Below are 18,806 nucleotides of genomic sequence, written 5' to 3'. Positions count from 1 at the left end.
GCATTTTGCAGGCGAACTTTACGGCCTTCAAGGGATTATGACGGGTGACGAAAAATTAACTACAAGTCACCCTGTGACTGATTGTCGCAACACCATGGAATAACCTCATTAAATACAAGTAATTAAAGGGCTGCAGCTGTTTTTCGCTGCTTTTTCTATCTTTGGCGTGAATAGTCGGTTATTGGCTGGTAAGTGTCGCTCCAAGCCATGAAAATCATGGCTTGGAGCCGTATTTCTGTTCGATGAGTACAGTCTGTTCAAATGCGACATATATTTATATCTGTAGGCTTAAAAATAACCTGACTACAGGGTCAATAATTCGAGATGTTTCCCTCAGGTGCTGGGGCTGTAGCGCTGTGATTGGTCGACCAGCCAATCCCTGAAAGCGTGTAATGAGGCTGATTCGACCTTTTTGTCGGGAATCATCAGGTAATAAGCCTTTTCGCTGCTCAACGCTTCACTGCTGGCAATGACCAGCTGCTGCTCCTTCAGCTCCCGCTGGATGAGGAATGGCGGAATCAGCGCAACGCCCATGTCATGCGTGGCCGCTTGGGACAACATCGAGAATAGCTCGTATCTAGGGCCTGTCATGTCGCGGGGAACGTTCAGCTGTCGGGCGTTGAACCATTGCCGCCAGGCATAGGGGCGTGTGGTCTGCTGCAGTAGCGGCAATTCGGCGATCTCCTGGGGGGTGAAATGCGTGCGGCCACCGAGTAAGCATGGGCTACACACGGGTACAGGGTTTTCGCCCATGAGTCTGTGGGACTCTGTACCGGACCAATCGGCATCGCCGAAATAGATCGCAGCGTCGAACTCCGTGTCGGCGAATAGGAAGGGGCGTGTGCGGTTGGTCAGGTTGACCGTTACTTCCGGGTGCTGACGTTGAAAGTCCTTGAGGCGCGGGATCAGCCATTGCGTGCCGAAAGTCGGTACCACTGCCAGTTCGATGACGTTGGCACCCTGCTGGCCCATGACGGACAAGGTGTCTCGCTCCACAGCGTCTAGCTGTGTTGCCACTCTGCGGCTATAAGACAGGCCAGCCTCCGTCAACTTCACACCGCGTCGTGAGCGGCGAAACAGTTCGACACTTAAAAACTCCTCTAGGCTGGCGATCTGTCGGCAGATGGCGCCCTGGGTGATCGAAAGCTCTTGCGCCGCCTTGGTAAAGCTCTCGTGACGGGCTGCTGCTTCAAAGCTTATCAGTGCGGTGGTGCTGGGAATTTTTCTGCGCATGTACGTTGCCCTCACAGATAAAGCGCATTTCTGGCCTGGTTGAATGTTACGAAGTGAGAAATTAGCACAAGCCTATGCGCAAACCTCGTTTGCCCTCTGGGCCGACCCGGCCTAGTCTGCATCCACGACTTCTGATGTTTTGCGCGAGGACTTATTCATGGCTGGCAAGGCAAGCTTCAACTGGATCGATCCGCTGCTGCTGGATCAACAGCTCACCGAAGAAGAGCGCATGGTGCGCGACAGCGCTGAGCAATTTGCTCAGGACAAGCTGGCTCCGCGTGTACTCGAAGCCTTCCGTCATGAAAAGACTGACCCGGCGATCTTCCGTGAGATGGGGGAAACCGGTTTACTGGGCGCGATGATTCCCGAGCAGTACGGCGGCAGTGGCTTGAACTACGTCAGCTATGGGTTGATTGCGCGTGAAGTGGAGCGTGTCGACTCTGGCTATCGCTCGATGATGAGCGTGCAGTCGTCACTGGTCATGGTGCCGATCAATGAATTTGGCACTGAGGCGCAGAAACAGAAGTACCTGCCTAAGCTTGCTTCTGGCGAATGGATCGGCTGTTTTGGCCTGACCGAACCTAACCATGGCTCCGACCCGGGCGCGATGATTACCCGGGCGCGCAAAGTGGATGGCGGCTATAGCCTGACCGGCGCGAAGATGTGGATTACCAACAGTCCGATCGCGGACGTGTTTGTGGTGTGGGGCAAAGACGATGCGGGCGATATCCGTGGCTTCGTCCTGGAGAAGGGGTGGAAAGGCCTGAGCGCACCGGCCATTCACGGCAAGGTCGGCCTACGGGCCTCCATCACCGGTGAAATCGTCATGGATAACGTATTCGTGCCAGAAGAGAACATCTTCCCGGACGTGCGTGGGTTGAAAGGTCCTTTTACTTGTCTTAATTCGGCACGGTACGGGATTTCCTGGGGGGCGCTGGGGGCTGCTGAGTTCTGCTGGCACACGGCGCGTCAGTACACCCTTGATCGTCAGCAGTTTGGTCGGCCATTAGCCGCCACGCAGTTGATCCAGAAGAAGCTGGCCGATATGCAGACCGAAATCACCCTGGCTCTTCAAGGTTGCCTGCGTCTGGGCCGGATGAAAGACGAAGGTACGGCGGCGGTTGAGATTACTTCGATCATGAAGCGCAACTCCTGTGGCAAGTCCCTGGACATCGCACGCATGGCCCGGGACATGCTGGGTGGCAACGGCATCTCCGATGAGTTCGGAGTGGCGCGCCACTTGGTTAACCTGGAGGTGGTCAACACCTATGAAGGGACCCATGACGTGCATGCCTTGATTCTGGGGCGCGCACAAACCGGTCTTCAGGCGTTCTACTAATAGGAGCATGGGCATGGGCGCGCTTTCGCATCTGCGGGTACTGGATTTGTCGCGAGTACTGGCGGGACCCTGGTCCGGGCAGATCCTTGCAGACCTTGGGGCCGAGGTGATCAAGGTCGAAAGACCCGGTAGTGGTGATGACACGCGCGCCTGGGGGCCGCCCTTCCTGAAAGATGCCGATGGCGAGAACACCAGTGAGGCAGCGTATTACCTTTCGGCTAACCGCAATAAAGAGTCGGTGACTATCGACTTTACGCGACAGGAGGGGCAAAAGTTGGTGCGCGATCTGGCTGCCAAGTCGGACATCTTGATCGAGAACTTCAAGGTCGGGGGGCTTGCAGCCTATGGCCTGGATTATGAATCGCTCAAGGAGGCCAACCCGGAGCTGATCTATTGCTCAATCACGGGGTTTGGCCAGACGGGGCCTTATGCAGCGCGTGCCGGCTACGACTTCATGATCCAGGGGCTGGGTGGGCTCATGAGTCTGACGGGCAGGCCTGAGGGGGATGAGGGGGCCGGGCCGGTCAAGGTTGGCGTCGCGCTGACGGACATCCTGACAGGGCTCTATTCAACTGTGGCGATCCTGGCAGCGCTGGCGCATCGCGATCATGATGGTGGTGGCCAACATATCGATATGGCACTGCTGGATGTACAGGTGGCTTGCCTGGCAAACCAGGCGATGAATTACCTGACAACCGGAGCGTCGCCGAAGCGCCTGGGGAATGCCCATCCTAATATAGTGCCCTATCAGGACTTTCCCACAGCCGATGGGGATTTCATTCTTACCGTGGGTAATGACAGCCAATTCCGTAAATTCGCCGAAGTCGCTGGGCAGCCACAGTGGGCGGATGACTCGCGTTTCTCCACCAACAAGGCTCGAGTAGCCAATCGTGCGGTGCTTATTCCATTGATCCGCCAGGCTACGGTCTTCAAGACGACTGCTGAATGGGTGGCAGGGTTGGAGCGAGTGGGCGTGCCGTGCGGACCGATCAATGATCTGGCGCAGGTATTTGCCGATCCTCAGGTCAAGGCGCGGGGCTTGGCTATGGAGCTGCCTCATGCGCTGGCGGGGATGGTGCCTCAGGTTGCCAACCCGATACGTTTATCCAAGACACCTGTGGAGTACCGTAGTGCGCCTCCTCTATTGGGGGAGCATACGCTTCAGGTGTTGCAGGGGGTTCTGGGGTTGGGTGCAGCTAATGTGGCTGCGTTGAAGGCGGCAGGTGTCATCTGAGTTATTCCCTCTATATAGAAGTGCGAAGAGTGTTCTTCTAGAGAGTGCTCGTTTTTTAATCAATCCTAACTTATTGATAGAAAAGCAGAATTAAGTGTTGACGGCAGATTCTGGAAGCCTATAATTCGCCCCACTTCCGGCGCAGTCGAAACGGAAAACTCCTTGGTAAACAATGAGTTATGAAGTTTTCGGCAGCAAGTAGCTTCAGTTCATCGAAGCCCAAAGGAAGTTGAAAAAGAGGTGTTGACAGCAGCGTGTAACGCTGTAGAATTCGCCTCCCGCTGATGAGAGATCAGAAGCGCAAGTGGTTGAAGTTGTTGAAGAAATCTTCGAAAGCTTCTGAAAATAATCACTTGACAGTAAATGAGGCTGCTGTAGAATGCGCGCCTCGGTTGAGACGAAAGCTCTTAACCAACCGCTCTTTAACAACTGAATCAAGCAATTCGTGTGGGTGCTTGTGGAGTCAGACTGATAGTCAACAAGATTATCAGCATCACAAGTTACTCCGCGAGAAATCAAAGATGTAACCAACGATTGCTGAGCCAAGTTTAGGGTTTCTTAAAAACCCAAAGATGTTTGAACTGAAGAGTTTGATCATGGCTCAGATTGAACGCTGGCGGCAGGCCTAACACATGCAAGTCGAGCGGTAGAGAGAAGCTTGCTTCTCTTGAGAGCGGCGGACGGGTGAGTAATGCCTAGGAATCTGCCTGGTAGTGGGGGATAACGTTCGGAAACGGACGCTAATACCGCATACGTCCTACGGGAGAAAGCAGGGGACCTTCGGGCCTTGCGCTATCAGATGAGCCTAGGTCGGATTAGCTAGTTGGTGGGGTAATGGCTCACCAAGGCGACGATCCGTAACTGGTCTGAGAGGATGATCAGTCACACTGGAACTGAGACACGGTCCAGACTCCTACGGGAGGCAGCAGTGGGGAATATTGGACAATGGGCGAAAGCCTGATCCAGCCATGCCGCGTGTGTGAAGAAGGTCTTCGGATTGTAAAGCACTTTAAGTTGGGAGGAAGGGTTGTAGATTAATACTCTGCAATTTTGACGTTACCGACAGAATAAGCACCGGCTAACTCTGTGCCAGCAGCCGCGGTAATACAGAGGGTGCAAGCGTTAATCGGAATTACTGGGCGTAAAGCGCGCGTAGGTGGTTTGTTAAGTTGGATGTGAAATCCCCGGGCTCAACCTGGGAACTGCATTCAAAACTGACTGACTAGAGTATGGTAGAGGGTGGTGGAATTTCCTGTGTAGCGGTGAAATGCGTAGATATAGGAAGGAACACCAGTGGCGAAGGCGACCACCTGGACTAATACTGACACTGAGGTGCGAAAGCGTGGGGAGCAAACAGGATTAGATACCCTGGTAGTCCACGCCGTAAACGATGTCAACTAGCCGTTGGGAGCCTTGAGCTCTTAGTGGCGCAGCTAACGCATTAAGTTGACCGCCTGGGGAGTACGGCCGCAAGGTTAAAACTCAAATGAATTGACGGGGGCCCGCACAAGCGGTGGAGCATGTGGTTTAATTCGAAGCAACGCGAAGAACCTTACCAGGCCTTGACATCCAATGAACTTTCTAGAGATAGATTGGTGCCTTCGGGAACATTGAGACAGGTGCTGCATGGCTGTCGTCAGCTCGTGTCGTGAGATGTTGGGTTAAGTCCCGTAACGAGCGCAACCCTTGTCCTTAGTTACCAGCACGTAATGGTGGGCACTCTAAGGAGACTGCCGGTGACAAACCGGAGGAAGGTGGGGATGACGTCAAGTCATCATGGCCCTTACGGCCTGGGCTACACACGTGCTACAATGGTCGGTACAGAGGGTTGCCAAGCCGCGAGGTGGAGCTAATCCCAGAAAACCGATCGTAGTCCGGATCGCAGTCTGCAACTCGACTGCGTGAAGTCGGAATCGCTAGTAATCGCGAATCAGAATGTCGCGGTGAATACGTTCCCGGGCCTTGTACACACCGCCCGTCACACCATGGGAGTGGGTTGCACCAGAAGTAGCTAGTCTAACCTTCGGGAGGACGGTTACCACGGTGTGATTCATGACTGGGGTGAAGTCGTAACAAGGTAGCCGTAGGGGAACCTGCGGCTGGATCACCTCCTTAATCGACGACATCAGCTGCTCCATAAGTTCCCACACGAATTGCTTGATTCATTGAAGAAGACGATAAGAAGCAGCCCGAAATTGGGTCTGTAGCTCAGTTGGTTAGAGCGCACCCCTGATAAGGGTGAGGTCGGCAGTTCGAATCTGCCCAGACCCACCAATTTTGTGTGGGAAACGCCTGTAGAAATACGGGGCCATAGCTCAGCTGGGAGAGCGCCTGCCTTGCACGCAGGAGGTCAACGGTTCGATCCCGTTTGGCTCCACCACTACTGCTTCTGTTTGTATAAAGCTTAGAAATGAGCATTCCATCGCTGTGATGGTGAATGTTGATTTCTAGTCTTTGACTAGTTCGTTCTTTAAAAATTTGGGTATGTGATAGAAAGATAGACTGAACGTTACTTTCACTGGTAACGGATCAGGCTAAGGTAAAATTTGTGAGTTCTCTTAACTGAGAAATTCGAATTTTCGGCGAATGTCGTCTTCACAGTATAACCAGATTGCTTGGGGTTATATGGTCAAGTGAAGAAGCGCATACGGTGGATGCCTTGGCAGTCAGAGGCGATGAAAGACGTGGTAGCCTGCGAAAAGCTTCGGGGAGTCGGCAAACAGACTTTGATCCGGAGATGTCTGAATGGGGGAACCCAGCCATCATAAGATGGTTATCTTGTACTGAATACATAGGTGCAAGAGGCGAACCAGGGGAACTGAAACATCTAAGTACCCTGAGGAAAAGAAATCAACCGAGATTCCCTTAGTAGTGGCGAGCGAACGGGGACTAGCCCTTAAGTGGCTTTGAGATTAGCGGAACGCTCTGGAAAGTGCGGCCATAGTGGGTGATAGCCCTGTACGCGAAAATCTCTTAGTCATGAAATCGAGTAGGACGGAGCACGAGAAACTTTGTCTGAATATGGGGGGACCATCCTCCAAGGCTAAATACTACTGACTGACCGATAGTGAACTAGTACCGTGAGGGAAAGGCGAAAAGAACCCCGGAGAGGGGAGTGAAATAGATCCTGAAACCGTATGCGTACAAGCAGTGGGAGCCCACTTTGTTGGGTGACTGCGTACCTTTTGTATAATGGGTCAGCGACTTATTTTCAGTGGCGAGCTTAACCGAATAGGGGAGGCGTAGCGAAAGCGAGTCTTAATAGGGCGTCTAGTCGCTGGGAATAGACCCGAAACCGGGCGATCTATCCATGGGCAGGTTGAAGGTTGGGTAACACTAACTGGAGGACCGAACCGACTACCGTTGAAAAGTTAGCGGATGACCTGTGGATCGGAGTGAAAGGCTAATCAAGCTCGGAGATAGCTGGTTCTCCTCGAAAGCTATTTAGGTAGCGCCTCATGTATCACTGTAGGGGGTAGAGCACTGTTTCGGCTAGGGGGTCATCCCGACTTACCAAACCGATGCAAACTCCGAATACCTACAAGTGCCGAGCATGGGAGACACACGGCGGGTGCTAACGTCCGTCGTGAAAAGGGAAACAACCCAGACCGTCAGCTAAGGTCCCAAAGTTATGGTTAAGTGGGAAACGATGTGGGAAGGCTTAGACAGCTAGGAGGTTGGCTTAGAAGCAGCCACCCTTTAAAGAAAGCGTAATAGCTCACTAGTCGAGTCGGCCTGCGCGGAAGATGTAACGGGGCTCAAACCATACACCGAAGCTACGGGTATCACGTAAGTGATGCGGTAGAGGAGCGTTCTGTAAGCCTGTGAAGGTGAGTTGAGAAGCTTGCTGGAGGTATCAGAAGTGCGAATGCTGACATGAGTAACGACAATGGGTGTGAAAAACACCCACGCCGAAAGACCAAGGTTTCCTGCGCAACGTTAATCGACGCAGGGTTAGTCGGTCCCTAAGGCGAGGCTGAAAAGCGTAGTCGATGGAAAACAGGTTAATATTCCTGTACTTCTGGTTATTGCGATGGAGGGACGGAGAAGGCTAGGCCAGCTTGGCGTTGGTTGTCCAAGTTTAAGGTGGTAGGCTGAGATCTTAGGTAAATCCGGGATCTTAAGGCCGAGAGCTGATGACGAGTCATCTTTTAGATGACGAAGTGGTTGATGCCATGCTTCCAAGAAAAGCTTCTAAGCTTCAGGTAACCAGGAACCGTACCCCAAACCGACACAGGTGGTTGGGTAGAGAATACCAAGGCGCTTGAGAGAACTCGGGTGAAGGAACTAGGCAAAATGGCACCGTAACTTCGGGAGAAGGTGCGCCGGTGAGGGTGAAGGACTTGCTCCGTAAGCTCATGCCGGTCGAAGATACCAGGCCGCTGCGACTGTTTATTAAAAACACAGCACTCTGCAAACACGAAAGTGGACGTATAGGGTGTGACGCCTGCCCGGTGCCGGAAGGTTAATTGATGGGGTTAGCTAACGCGAAGCTCTTGATCGAAGCCCCGGTAAACGGCGGCCGTAACTATAACGGTCCTAAGGTAGCGAAATTCCTTGTCGGGTAAGTTCCGACCTGCACGAATGGCGTAACGATGGCGGCGCTGTCTCCACCCGAGACTCAGTGAAATTGAAATCGCTGTGAAGATGCAGTGTATCCGCGGCTAGACGGAAAGACCCCGTGAACCTTTACTATAGCTTTGCACTGGACTTTGAATTTGCTTGTGTAGGATAGGTGGGAGGCTTTGAAGCGTGGACGCCAGTCTGCGTGGAGCCAACCTTGAAATACCACCCTGGCAACTTTGAGGTTCTAACTCAGGTCCGTTATCCGGATCGAGGACAGTGTATGGTGGGTAGTTTGACTGGGGCGGTCTCCTCCTAAAGAGTAACGGAGGAGTACGAAGGTGCGCTCAGACCGGTCGGAAATCGGTCGTAGAGTATAAAGGCAAAAGCGCGCTTGACTGCGAGACAGACACGTCGAGCAGGTACGAAAGTAGGTCTTAGTGATCCGGTGGTTCTGTATGGAAGGGCCATCGCTCAACGGATAAAAGGTACTCCGGGGATAACAGGCTGATACCGCCCAAGAGTTCATATCGACGGCGGTGTTTGGCACCTCGATGTCGGCTCATCACATCCTGGGGCTGAAGCCGGTCCCAAGGGTATGGCTGTTCGCCATTTAAAGTGGTACGCGAGCTGGGTTTAGAACGTCGTGAGACAGTTCGGTCCCTATCTGCCGTGGACGTTTGAGATTTGAGAGGGGCTGCTCCTAGTACGAGAGGACCGGAGTGGACGAACCTCTGGTGTTCCGGTTGTCACGCCAGTGGCATTGCCGGGTAGCTATGTTCGGAATAGATAACCGCTGAAAGCATCTAAGCGGGAAACTAGCCTCAAGATGAGATCTCACTGGGACCTTGAGTCCCCTGAAGGGCCGTCGAAGACTACGACGTTGATAGGTTGGGTGTGTAAGCGCTGTGAGGCGTTGAGCTAACCAATACTAATTGCCCGTGAGGCTTGACCATATAACACCCAAGCAATTTGACTACTCTAACGAGCATCAGATTGCGGTGTGTGAAGACGAAATGAACCGAAAGTTCGAAGCTCACAAAACACCGACAACTGTCACATACCCAATTTGCTGAAGCGAGGCCAGCTGGTCACGACTCAGTACCCGAATTTCTTGACGACCATAGAGCATTGGAACCACCTGATCCCATCCCGAACTCAGTAGTGAAACGATGCATCGCCGATGGTAGTGTGGGGTTTCCCCATGTGAGAGTAGGTCATCGTCAAGATTAAATTCCAAAACCCCTGTTTGCTAACGCAGACAGGGGTTTTGTTTATATAGAAACTCATGAATTTCACCGGCCCGTTGCCAACGCAACGGCCTGGTACACAGAATTTCTTGACGACCATAGAGCATTGGAACCACCTGATCCCATCCCGAACTCAGCAGTGAAACGATGCATCGCCGATGGTAGTGTGGGGTTTCCCCATGTGAGAGTAGGTCATCGTCAAGATTGAATTCCGAAACCCCTGTCTGCTAGCGCAGACAGGGGTTTTGTCGTTTAGGGCGACCCAAAACAACAATTCCGCTAACCAGCCGTCTGTCGGTTTCCTACGCTAAAAGAAGATGCTTCTCACAAATTCCTAAGATTTGCCGAAGTTTGGCCGAAACCCTGACGAGCCATGCGTGCACCGAAATAGAGCGACCGTAGAGTCCGCCTATCCCGTTACATGGAATGTTCCACTCGGCACGCTCACCCCTTTGGCAAAAGAAGTCGATGAAATGAATCTCAAGTTCAGTCATAAAATTCTGTTGGCCGCGTCAGGCGTCGTGGTTTTAGCCTTCGCGTTATTCACGCTGTACAACGACTATCTACAACGCAACACGATCAAGCAAAACCTGGCCTCGTCCATTCAACAATCCGGCGAACTCACTGCCAGCAGTGTGCAGAACTGGCTCAGTGGTCGCATCCTGGTCCTCGAGAACCTGGCGCAGAACGTAGCTCATCAGGGCAATGCGGCCGACCTTCCCGGGCTGGTCGATCAGCCAGCGCTCACCTCCAACTTCCAGTTCACCTACGTGGGTCAGACCAACGGCGTGTTCACTCAGCGTCCTGATGCGAAGATGCCTGACGACTACGACCCTCGTCAGCGCCCTTGGTACAAGCAAGCGGTAGTAGCGGACAAAACCATGCTTACTCCGCCTTATATGGCGGCTGTGGGCGGCCAGATCGTGACAATTGCCATGCCTGTGAAGAAGAACGGCGAATTGTTGGGTGTTGTCGGCGGCGACCTGAGTCTGCAAACCCTGGTGAAGATCATCAATTCGGTAGACTTCGGCGGCATCGGCCATGCATTCCTGGTCAGCGGTGATGGTCAAGTCATCGTCAGCCCTGACCAGGACCAGGTGATGAAAAACCTCAAGGACATCTACTCTGGCAACAACGTACGCATCGAAAAGGTCAACCAGGACGTCGTCCTCAATCACCAGGATCGCATTCTGTCGTTCACGCCTATCAGCGGTTTGCCTGGCGCCGACTGGTACATCGGCCTGTCGATTGATAAAGAAAAAGCCTATGCCCCTTTGGGTAAATTCCGTACCTCAGCGTTGATTGCGATGTTGATTGCTGTCGTGGCCATTGCTGTGCTCCTGAGCTTGCTTATCCAAGTATTGCTGCGTCCGTTGACTACCATGGGCGTTGCCATGAAGGACATTGCCCAAGGCGAAGGTGATTTGACCCGCCGCCTAGACGTAACCAGCAAAGACGAATTCGGCGAAGTCGGTAGTGCGTTCAACCAGTTCGTCGAGCGGATCCACGCCTCGATTTCCGAGGTGTCTTCGGCAACACGGCAGGTGCACGATCTATCCCAGCGTGTAATGGCATCGTCTAATGCCTCGATCATCGGTTCCGACGAACAGAGTGCTCGCACCAACAGCGTCGCAGCTGCGATCAACGAACTGGGTGCCGCTACCCAAGAAATCGCGCGCAACGCCGCAGATGCTTCGCAGCATGCCAGCGGTGCCAGCGAGCAAGCTGACGATGGGCGTAAGGTGGTTGAGCAAACCATCCAGGCGATGTCGGAGCTGTCGCAGAAGATCAGCCTGTCCTGCACTCAGATCGAAACCTTGAATGCCAGTACCGACAACATCGGTCATATTCTTGATGTCATCAAAGGTATCTCCCAGCAAACCAACTTGCTCGCCCTTAACGCGGCGATCGAGGCTGCCCGTGCCGGCGAAGCCGGACGTGGATTTGCAGTGGTGGCTGATGAAGTGCGTAACCTGGCGCACCGTACCCAAGAGTCGGCAGAAGAGATCCACAAGATGATCACTTCCCTGCAAGTGGGGTCCCGAGAAGCAGTGACCACCATGAATGCCAGTCAGGTCTCCAGTGAAGAAAGCGTTGAAGTGGCCAACCAGGCGGGTGAGCGCCTGGTCAGCGTGACGCAGCGCATCGTTGAAATAGATGGCATGAACCAGTCGGTTGCGGCAGCAACCGAAGAACAGACCGCAGTCGTTGAAACCCTCAACGTTGACATCAACCAGATCAACCTGCTGAACCAGCAGGGCGTGGCCAACCTCAACGAGACGCTCAAGGACTGCGATGCGCTGTCCCAGCAGGCCAGTCGATTGAAGCAATTGGTCGATAGCTTCAAAATCTGAACCTGACTGCATCGGAGCGAGAGGCCTCGCTCCGACTGCTTAGCCAAGCATCCGGCGCACATTCTCCAACGCGCTGTCGGCGAACGTCTGTGCAAACTGTTCAAACTCAGCTTGAGTCGTTTCCTGCGGCTCGCCCACCAGCGTCCAGGTTGCCTTGGAACACTGGGCGCCAAGTGCTTCCACACTCATTGCTGCCCATAAGCGCGCCACGCCCAAAGTGTTGTAGAGGGTGGTCCACGTCATGTACATGGCGCTTTCGTCTCGGCTGTTCAGTTGCTCCACGACGCAATGGCCATCGTGGAAAAATTTAGTGCGCAATGCGCCTACGCCAACACCCGTCATCTCGGTGTGTGACAGGCTTGGGATGAAGGTATCAAAACTATCAAAGCTACCGACCACGTCCCACAGGCGTTTAGCCTCACACGGGACTACGACGGAAGCCACAATCGGTGTACCGATCGGATTGCGAATTAACGTATCGGGTTGCAGCGGTTTCATGGGGGAGTCCTGAAGCAGTTCAGAGGAAGCCGATGGCCGTGAGGTAGTCACAGCCCTTGCGTAACAGCTCCGGGTTCTTTGGCGGATAGTCCATACCCATCTTTTCCAGGCCCCAGCGGGCATTGTCGTAACGGATCATCGAAGTGTCGCCGATGTCTTCGCCAAGTCCGTCCAGGTAAAAGCCCAGCACGCGAAACAGCGCATTATCACGACTCACCGTTTGCAGCGTCCGTTGCCAGTGTTCAATGCCTACCCGATCGAAGGCGTGCCCGGCCTCGCTGAACGCGTCGAGATACTGATCCCAGCTCAAGGGCTGCGGGTTGTGCAGGTTGAATATGTTCCGCCCAGGGGTAAAGCGGGCGCTGTGAAAGGCAATGAACCCAGCCAGGAAGTCCACCGGCATCAAATCGAAGTTCACGTTCAGGCGGGGTGCCACGCCCAATTGCAGGGAGCCCTTGAGCATCAACATCAATCGATTTTTCTGCGGCTGGCAAACACCGTTCTGACTGTTGAAGCTGATATTCCCGGGCCGATGGATATTCACCCAGGCCCCTTGCTCCCTCGCCCGCCCTAACAGCCGTTCTGCCACCCACTTGGTAAGGTTATAGCCATTTTTCACATAGAGCGGTAACGCGTGCCCGGCAGGGGCTTCAAGGACGTACCCATCGGCGTCCACGCTGCTGCAGGCTGATAGGGTAGAGATGAAGTTGAGCACCTTTTTACAATGGGTCTCGCAAAGACGCAGGCACTCAAGGGCCGGTTCGACGTTGTCTTTGGCGAGTGACACATAGTCCATCACATGATTGACCTGTGCCGCGTTGTGCACCACCACGCCATAATCGCGAGCGAGGCGGTCGTACACATTGCATGCCAAGCCCAGGCGAGGTTGGCGAATGTCGGCGGCGTATACTTGCACTCGGCTCAGGTCCAGATGTTCCAGATGGTATTCACGCAAGGCCTGGGTAAACCTTGCTGTTGCCGATTGACCTGGCAGTTCCCGCACAAGGCACGCTACCTCTTGTGCTCCTGCAGCCAGCAGCGCGTGGACGATATGCGCCCCGACAAAGCTATTCGCCCCGGTGACGATCACTTTACGCGGATCGCCCAAGCGGGCCTCGGGCAGTATCTTAATTTCCAACACTTGTGATGCATCTTTCTCCATTTGGCTGCCGGGTGTATCCGGCAACACACCACCTTCCATCAGGGCGGCCAATGTGCGGATTGTCGGTGCCTCGAAAAAGTGGTTGAGGGAGAGGCTGCGGCCAAACCGCTCGCGCACGCGCAGCAATAACGTCGACAAGAGGATGGAATGGCCGCCCAGATTGAAAAAGCTGTCATCAATCGATAATTTGCCAGCGGGTAACGCCAGCAATTGCGCCCACAGGTCTACCAACAGCTTTTGCAGATCGGTCTGAGCACAGCTGCGCGTCACTTCTTGAGGGATGGACAACGGCATGGCCAGCAATGCATTGCGATCGATCTTGCCGTTACTCGAGCCCGGCATGCGCGCTAACTCGTTCCAGATGACGGGCTGCATATGTTCAGGCAGCCACTGGCGGGCATACTGTTTCAAGTCAGCCAGCGTGGCGCTGGGTTCGGGTTGAGTGACAAAAGCGATGACCCTGAGGCCCGGGTCAATCACTACGGCCACTTGGCGAAACAACCGACTGTTGCGCAGGCATTGTTCGATTTCCAGGGGCTCGACCCGGAATCCGCGAATTTTGACTTGGTCATCCCGACGCCCACCCAACTCGATGCCGTCCTGAGTCCATTTCGCCAGGTCACCGCTACGGTAAGCGTGCAGCAACTGCCCGTCAGGCAGTGTCAGTGCAACAAAAGGGCTGTCGGCCCGTTGCGGTACATTCAAATAACCCAGGCTCACCCCCGGGCCTGCAATATACAAATCGCCCAGCACCTGTTCATCCACCGGCTGCAGGTTTTCGTCGAGAATCAACACCTGGCTGTTGGCGATGGGATGGCCGACGTTGCGAGGGCCGTCGCCGTGCCGGAACACTCTATGGGTTGCCAGCACCGTGGTCTCCGTCGGTCCATAGAAGTTATGCAACTGACATTGGCCTGCCAGTCGTTCGATTACATAGGGCTCGCAGAAATCGCCTCCAGTGAGTAGATGAGTAAGACCCAATGGCTGATCCAGCGGCAGGATGCTGAGCAGCGCCGGCGGTAGAAAACCATGGGTGACGCGTTGCCCGCGAATCAATTCGACCAGTTGTCGAGGGTCGTGACGTTGATCGGTGCTGGGGATAATCAACTCGGCGCCGGCTATCAAGGCAGGGAAAATATCGATCAATGAAGAGTCGAAGCTCAACGGCGAAAACTGCAACACGCGGCTCTCTTCACTCATCTCTACACAAGCGCCGAGCCAGGCGGTGAAATGCGCCAGATTGTATTGGCTAAGCAGCACCCCCTTGGGAAATCCGGTAGTACCCGAGGTGAAAAGCGCCATGCACGGTGTGTCGGCACTGGGACGTTCACGCATCAGTGGTAGCGCACGGGCGATGGTGCACGGTTCGATCTTGCTGACATCCAATGAGGCGAGGCGATCTCGCAGCGGATGCAGTCCATTCTCCAGCAATACACAAGCGCCGGCGCCTTCCAGCATCTGCTGTTGGCGCTGCACCGGATGGTCGGGCGCCAGAGGCAAATACACCGCACCACTCCCCAGCACCGCAAGGATGCTTGCGTACAGCTCGACGGACTTTGCCAGGCAAACGCCGACCACGGGTTGAGTTTCGATGCCCTCCAGCAGTGGAAGCAGACGCTGCTGGATCGCCAAGGCGTGTGCCTGGAGCTGATGATAAGTCAGCAGGTTGCCCGCGATATTCAACGCTGTTCGAGTGGCGAACTTGTCCAGGCTGGCTTGCAGCCGTTCAATCATGGGGGTCTGGGCCGCCTGCAACAGCGCTGGATCCGCCGTGCGATTGAATCGATGCTTGAACGCCAAGGTTTCCAGCGCTGTCAGACTGTGTTCGGGCCAGTCGTTAGGGGTGACCACAACGGTGAAGCAGGCTGGGTCCCTGGAATATCTACTAACCAACAAGGCGAGCCATTCCACCAGTGCGTTCGTTGCCTGGTGACGCAATCGCTGCCCATTGCCGCTGGGTTCCTCTGCGACGTCGTACACAGCCAACAGGCGTCGTTCACGGTCATAGCAGCGAAATTGCAGGGCTGGCAGTCCATTCTCGGACACCGGGCCAATGCCCATGCGCAAACTCATCCAGTAAGCGTCGGTGGATAATTGCGCCGGCGGCCGGCTACCGTCTTCAATCACCAGGTCGACAGGCCCCGTTCCCGAGGCATGACCGTACTGTTCCAGTACTTGCTTGACGGGGTCCAGGACGTTGCTGGCGGCGCCCCACGCTATCGTCAAACGTTTCATGCCGACCTCCCCGCCGCAGGCAGGTAGCTGCTCAGCGCCCGAGCCACGCTGGGTGTCTGCAGCACGCCGCTGTGACGCAGCAAGCTCATTATGTTGCCTATCAGCGGATGTTGGTGGGTGATGGGGAAATCCAGCGCAGAGACTTCATGGCGCAGTGCCAGACGCGTGTCTGCGCTTATCTCCAAGTGTTCGATCAGGTGCAGATCAAAGTCCTTCTGCAGGTCGTTGGTCAGGTAATGCTCCAGGAAAACGGGCAAAGCTTGAGCAATGCTGTCGCGCTCATGCGGGTTTGCCGATTGCCAGTAGAGACGCACCAACTGGGTCCAGAACTGTGCGTGGCGACCCTCATCAAACAGGTGGTCGGCCATCAGGCCGCGGATGGATGACTTGACGCTGTCATCCTTGGAGAATGCTGCCACGTCATGTGTCACGGTGTTTTCGGCAATGGCCACGCCGATCAACTCAACGGCGTCGTGCAAATGTGCTGGCACCTGCGCCTGTGCCGCCGGCAATGCGCGGCTCAATTCGATTTGCCCAGGCAGATCAAGCGGCTGGATACCGGTCATTTCCACGGCTTGTTGCAGGAAATCCAACGCGACCAACGCGTGATAGTCCTCGTCCACCACGACGGTCATCGCGTCGTACCGGCAGGCGAGCGGGAAGGGCGGTGAAAAACGGTTCTTGGCGATGTTGCGAGCGGTCTTGTCGACGATCTCGGTTTCGAAGATCACCACGTCATTGATGAATTTATAGAAACTTTGTACCAGCACGAAGTCGCGCCACTGTGGGCACCGCTCGAGGAAGGTCGCGCTCAGCACGAGGGGTTGGCGGCACAGAGGGAAGATGAGTTTGTCGTCGTCCTCCAGCAAGCGCCGGGGGCGTGTTCGAATGGTCGCGCGCCGCTCCCAGTCATCGGCAAAGGATCGATAATTGACAACGTTCATTGGCGTACCCCTTGCATCGAAGTCAGCACTGCGTCCCAAAAGGTAATGCGACTTTCCACGGCGTCGAGGGCCGCATTATCTGCTTGCTTCTGGCGAATCGGGTCTGCTCCGACCAGGCGCTTGAGCAATTGCTCCGCTGCCGGCCCATGGTCGTGGCTGTCCATTTCGATGTGACGATTGAGGTAGTGACATAAGGTGGATGCCTCATGATCAATGAGCGCATGACTGTGCAACAGCCGCTGGAACATCGACGGAATGACACTCTCACGGCCATGCAGGAAAGCCGCCGCGACGCAGTGAGTCGGGGCGCTCAAGGCGACCTGCACCGTGCTGTCGACAAAGCGGGCCACCCCTGGTGGCGCATCGATCATGTGCAAGGCGGCACTGACCTCCACACCCTCGCGTTGCAGGTCGATCAGGCGGTTAATGGCGACAGTGCTGGCGCCGACCTCCGTCATGGCGTCCAGGTACAGCTCGAAGTGGCTGCAATAGCCCCGCGTCGGGTGTTCGTCTGACTCCTCGCCCAGCACTATTTCATTGATCAAGCGGGCAGCCTGTGAGTCCGCAGGTGGGAGCCAGGGTATCTGTGTACAGGTCAGGTCCTGTTGCAGGCGTTTAGTCAGGGTCATGAAGTCCCAGACGGCAAATACATGGTTTTCCATGAAATGCTGTAACTTGTTAAGTGAAGTTGTTTCTGTAAATAATGGATGATTGAAAAGTTGTAGTTTTTTTTGTTCAAGCAATTCTTGATACATGGTTGACGCCTATGAATTGTTGCAGGTGCTCAAAAGCCGTGTTGGGATTTTGTAGTTGTAAGATAGAAGGGGAACGTTAAATCGAGACCACACAACGCACACGGCGCAGCACTGACATAGACGTGCACTGCGGACTTGGAGGTGTGGTTTTTCGGGAAAGGATAATAAACTGATTAAACGTTTGGGCTGGCTTATAAATGTATTAGATGTTTTTTCTGTGTAGTTTTTCTTAAGTAAATTGTCTATTCCCAGTGTCGGATGTTTCTTCGATTTAATTAAGTTTAAGTGGGTTTTCCGTCTGCCAATGTGGCAACTTCCCAGGGAAGTTGCCCCGCAGGGGTAAAGCGCGATAGAGGGCCGAGGGTTCTATTGCTCGGCTTTTTTTTCGGTGGTTTCAAGCCCCTTGAGGTAGGTGGCTATGACCTCCATCCCACGCATCAAGTGATTACGCAGCGTCAGGATGCTCTCGTCGACCTTCTTCTGTGCCACCAAGTTCAGCAATTCACGGTGGTCCTCCTGGGACGACTCGCCTAGTCCCATCGCCTCAAGGTTGAAGCGCAGGAAGCGCTCCTCTTCATTCAGACCGTGCTCGACCAAGGTGAGCAGTCGCTGGTTGGGTGCCTTGCCATACAGAACCATGTGGAACAGCCGATTGAGGCGACCAATCTCGGTATAGTCCTTTTCGCATTCCAGCGCATTGATGCACGCCTCGGCCTCGGACAGATCTTTCTCGGTGAGCAATGGAATCGACAAGCGCAGTGCTTCGGATTCCAGCAGCATGCGCAAGGCATAGGTCTCAGCCGAATTGTCCTCGATCAAGGGCGCAACCACGGCACCCTTGTGAGTCACCACATGCAGCAAGGATTGCGCCTCCAGCTGGCGCAAGGCTTCGCGCACGGGCATGCGGCTGACGCCGAACAAGCTGGCCAGCTCCTGCTGGCGCATCGCAGTGCCACAGGGCAATCGCCCATCGAGAATGGCGTTGCGCAGTGTTTCTTCAATTACGGAGCGAGCAAGATGGGCGGGAATAGGCCCGCTGATTTTGATGCTGCTTAAAGGGTTCGGCTTCTGCGTCACGGTTACGCTATCCTCCTTTTTTGAACAATAGTTTGGCTAATTGGATCCAATGCACACTAGAGATGGGTCAGGCGCTTGTCAAACAGCCTAAGTTTCCGTTTGTAAGGGCTTACGCAGCCTACTTTGTGAGTCCCACAAGGGGCGGTTATAAACTCAGTCCAC

Annotated in this window: 9 protein-coding genes, 2 tRNA genes and 4 rRNA genes; 9 read left to right on the top strand and 6 right to left on the bottom strand. The window is 54.6% G+C overall.

The features are described from left to right. Positions 1–333: 333 nt before the first annotated feature. Complete coding sequence (locus tag NMB39_RS28120; protein ID WP_198719469.1) at positions 334–1,233, bottom strand: LysR family transcriptional regulator; 900 nt, start codon at positions 1,231–1,233, stop codon at positions 334–336. Between the two features lie 157 nt (positions 1,234–1,390). On the opposite strand from NMB39_RS28120, the gene NMB39_RS28115 reads away from it, so the two are divergent. The 9 genes from NMB39_RS28115 to NMB39_RS28075 all read left to right on the top strand — a co-directional run bounded on the left by NMB39_RS28115 (position 1,391) and on the right by NMB39_RS28075 (position 11,973). Next, positions 1,391–2,572: an acyl-CoA dehydrogenase gene (locus NMB39_RS28115; protein ID WP_003187423.1), complete on the top strand. Its 1,182-nt coding sequence runs from the start codon at positions 1,391–1,393 to the stop codon at positions 2,570–2,572. A gap of 13 nt (positions 2,573–2,585) precedes the next feature. Further along, positions 2,586–3,806, top strand: coding sequence for a CaiB/BaiF CoA transferase family protein (locus NMB39_RS28110; protein ID WP_057023165.1), 1,221 nt, complete (start codon positions 2,586–2,588; stop codon positions 3,804–3,806). A gap of 578 nt (positions 3,807–4,384) precedes the next feature. Then, a 16S ribosomal RNA gene (locus NMB39_RS28105) occupies positions 4,385–5,921 on the top strand. Between the two features lie 82 nt (positions 5,922–6,003). Further along, positions 6,004–6,080: transfer RNA gene (locus tag NMB39_RS28100), tRNA-Ile, on the top strand. 30 nt (positions 6,081–6,110) lie between these two features. After that, a tRNA-Ala gene (locus NMB39_RS28095) sits at positions 6,111–6,186 on the top strand. 247 nt (positions 6,187–6,433) lie between these two features. Then, a 23S ribosomal RNA gene (locus tag NMB39_RS28090) occupies positions 6,434–9,325 on the top strand. A gap of 157 nt (positions 9,326–9,482) precedes the next feature. Further along, positions 9,483–9,598, top strand: a 5S ribosomal RNA gene (rrf, locus tag NMB39_RS28085). A 109-nt stretch (positions 9,599–9,707) separates the two neighbouring features. Continuing rightward, positions 9,708–9,823 (top strand): 5S ribosomal RNA (gene rrf / locus NMB39_RS28080). The 16S, 23S and 5S rRNA genes sit together here with 2 tRNA genes alongside, the layout of an rRNA operon. 269 nt (positions 9,824–10,092) lie before the next feature. Beyond that, positions 10,093–11,973 carry a methyl-accepting chemotaxis protein gene (locus NMB39_RS28075; protein ID WP_043051464.1) on the top strand — a complete coding sequence of 627 codons (1,881 nt, stop codon included), beginning with the start codon at positions 10,093–10,095 and terminating at the stop codon, positions 11,971–11,973. 39 nt (positions 11,974–12,012) lie between these two features. On the opposite strand, the gene NMB39_RS28070 is transcribed toward NMB39_RS28075, so the two are convergent. The 5 genes from NMB39_RS28070 to NMB39_RS28050 all read right to left on the bottom strand — a co-directional run bounded on the left by NMB39_RS28070 (position 12,013) and on the right by NMB39_RS28050 (position 18,644). Beyond that, a complete protein-coding gene (locus tag NMB39_RS28070) occupies positions 12,013–12,471 on the bottom strand; it encodes an SRPBCC family protein (protein ID WP_057025703.1) in 459 nt (152 codons plus the stop codon). A 19-nt stretch (positions 12,472–12,490) separates the two neighbouring features. Beyond that, on the bottom strand, positions 12,491–15,868 hold the full coding sequence (locus NMB39_RS28065; RefSeq protein ID WP_494339768.1) for an amino acid adenylation domain-containing protein: 3,378 nt from the start codon (positions 15,866–15,868) through the stop codon (positions 12,491–12,493). Beyond that, positions 15,865–16,812, bottom strand: coding sequence for a diiron oxygenase (locus tag NMB39_RS28060; RefSeq protein WP_494339769.1), 948 nt, complete (start codon positions 16,810–16,812; stop codon positions 15,865–15,867). The genes NMB39_RS28065 and NMB39_RS28060 overlap by 4 nt, the downstream gene beginning before the upstream one ends. Further along, complete coding sequence (locus NMB39_RS28055) at positions 16,809–17,567, bottom strand: DUF3050 domain-containing protein (RefSeq protein WP_198721368.1); 759 nt, start codon at positions 17,565–17,567, stop codon at positions 16,809–16,811. The genes NMB39_RS28060 and NMB39_RS28055 overlap by 4 nt, the downstream gene beginning before the upstream one ends. A gap of 366 nt (positions 17,568–17,933) precedes the next feature. Then, complete coding sequence (locus NMB39_RS28050) at positions 17,934–18,644, bottom strand: GntR family transcriptional regulator (protein WP_057025707.1); 711 nt, start codon at positions 18,642–18,644, stop codon at positions 17,934–17,936. Positions 18,645–18,806 lie beyond the last annotated feature (162 nt).

The sequence above is a fragment of the Pseudomonas sp. FBCC-B545 genome (assembly GCF_059134095.1).
This window is presented reverse-complemented; position numbering and strand designations above follow the sequence as displayed.

Bases quoted from the DNA above. Each gene is read 5' to 3' on its own strand.
- NMB39_RS28120 (WP_198719469.1), bottom strand. From the start codon at position 1,233: ATGCGCAGAAAAATTCCCAGCACCACCGCACTGATAAGCTTTGAAGCA.
- NMB39_RS28115 (WP_003187423.1), top strand. From the start codon at position 1,391: ATGGCTGGCAAGGCAAGCTTCAACTGGATCGATCCGCTGCTGCTGGAT.
- NMB39_RS28110 (WP_057023165.1), top strand. From the start codon at position 2,586: ATGGGCGCGCTTTCGCATCTGCGGGTACTGGATTTGTCGCGAGTACTG.
- NMB39_RS28075 (WP_043051464.1), top strand. From the start codon at position 10,093: ATGAATCTCAAGTTCAGTCATAAAATTCTGTTGGCCGCGTCAGGCGTC.
- NMB39_RS28070 (WP_057025703.1), bottom strand. From the start codon at position 12,471: ATGAAACCGCTGCAACCCGATACGTTAATTCGCAATCCGATCGGTACA.
- NMB39_RS28065 (WP_494339768.1), bottom strand. From the start codon at position 15,868: ATGAAACGTTTGACGATAGCGTGGGGCGCCGCCAGCAACGTCCTGGAC.
- NMB39_RS28060 (WP_494339769.1), bottom strand. From the start codon at position 16,812: ATGAACGTTGTCAATTATCGATCCTTTGCCGATGACTGGGAGCGGCGC.
- NMB39_RS28055 (WP_198721368.1), bottom strand. From the start codon at position 17,567: ATGTATCAAGAATTGCTTGAACAAAAAAAACTACAACTTTTCAATCAT.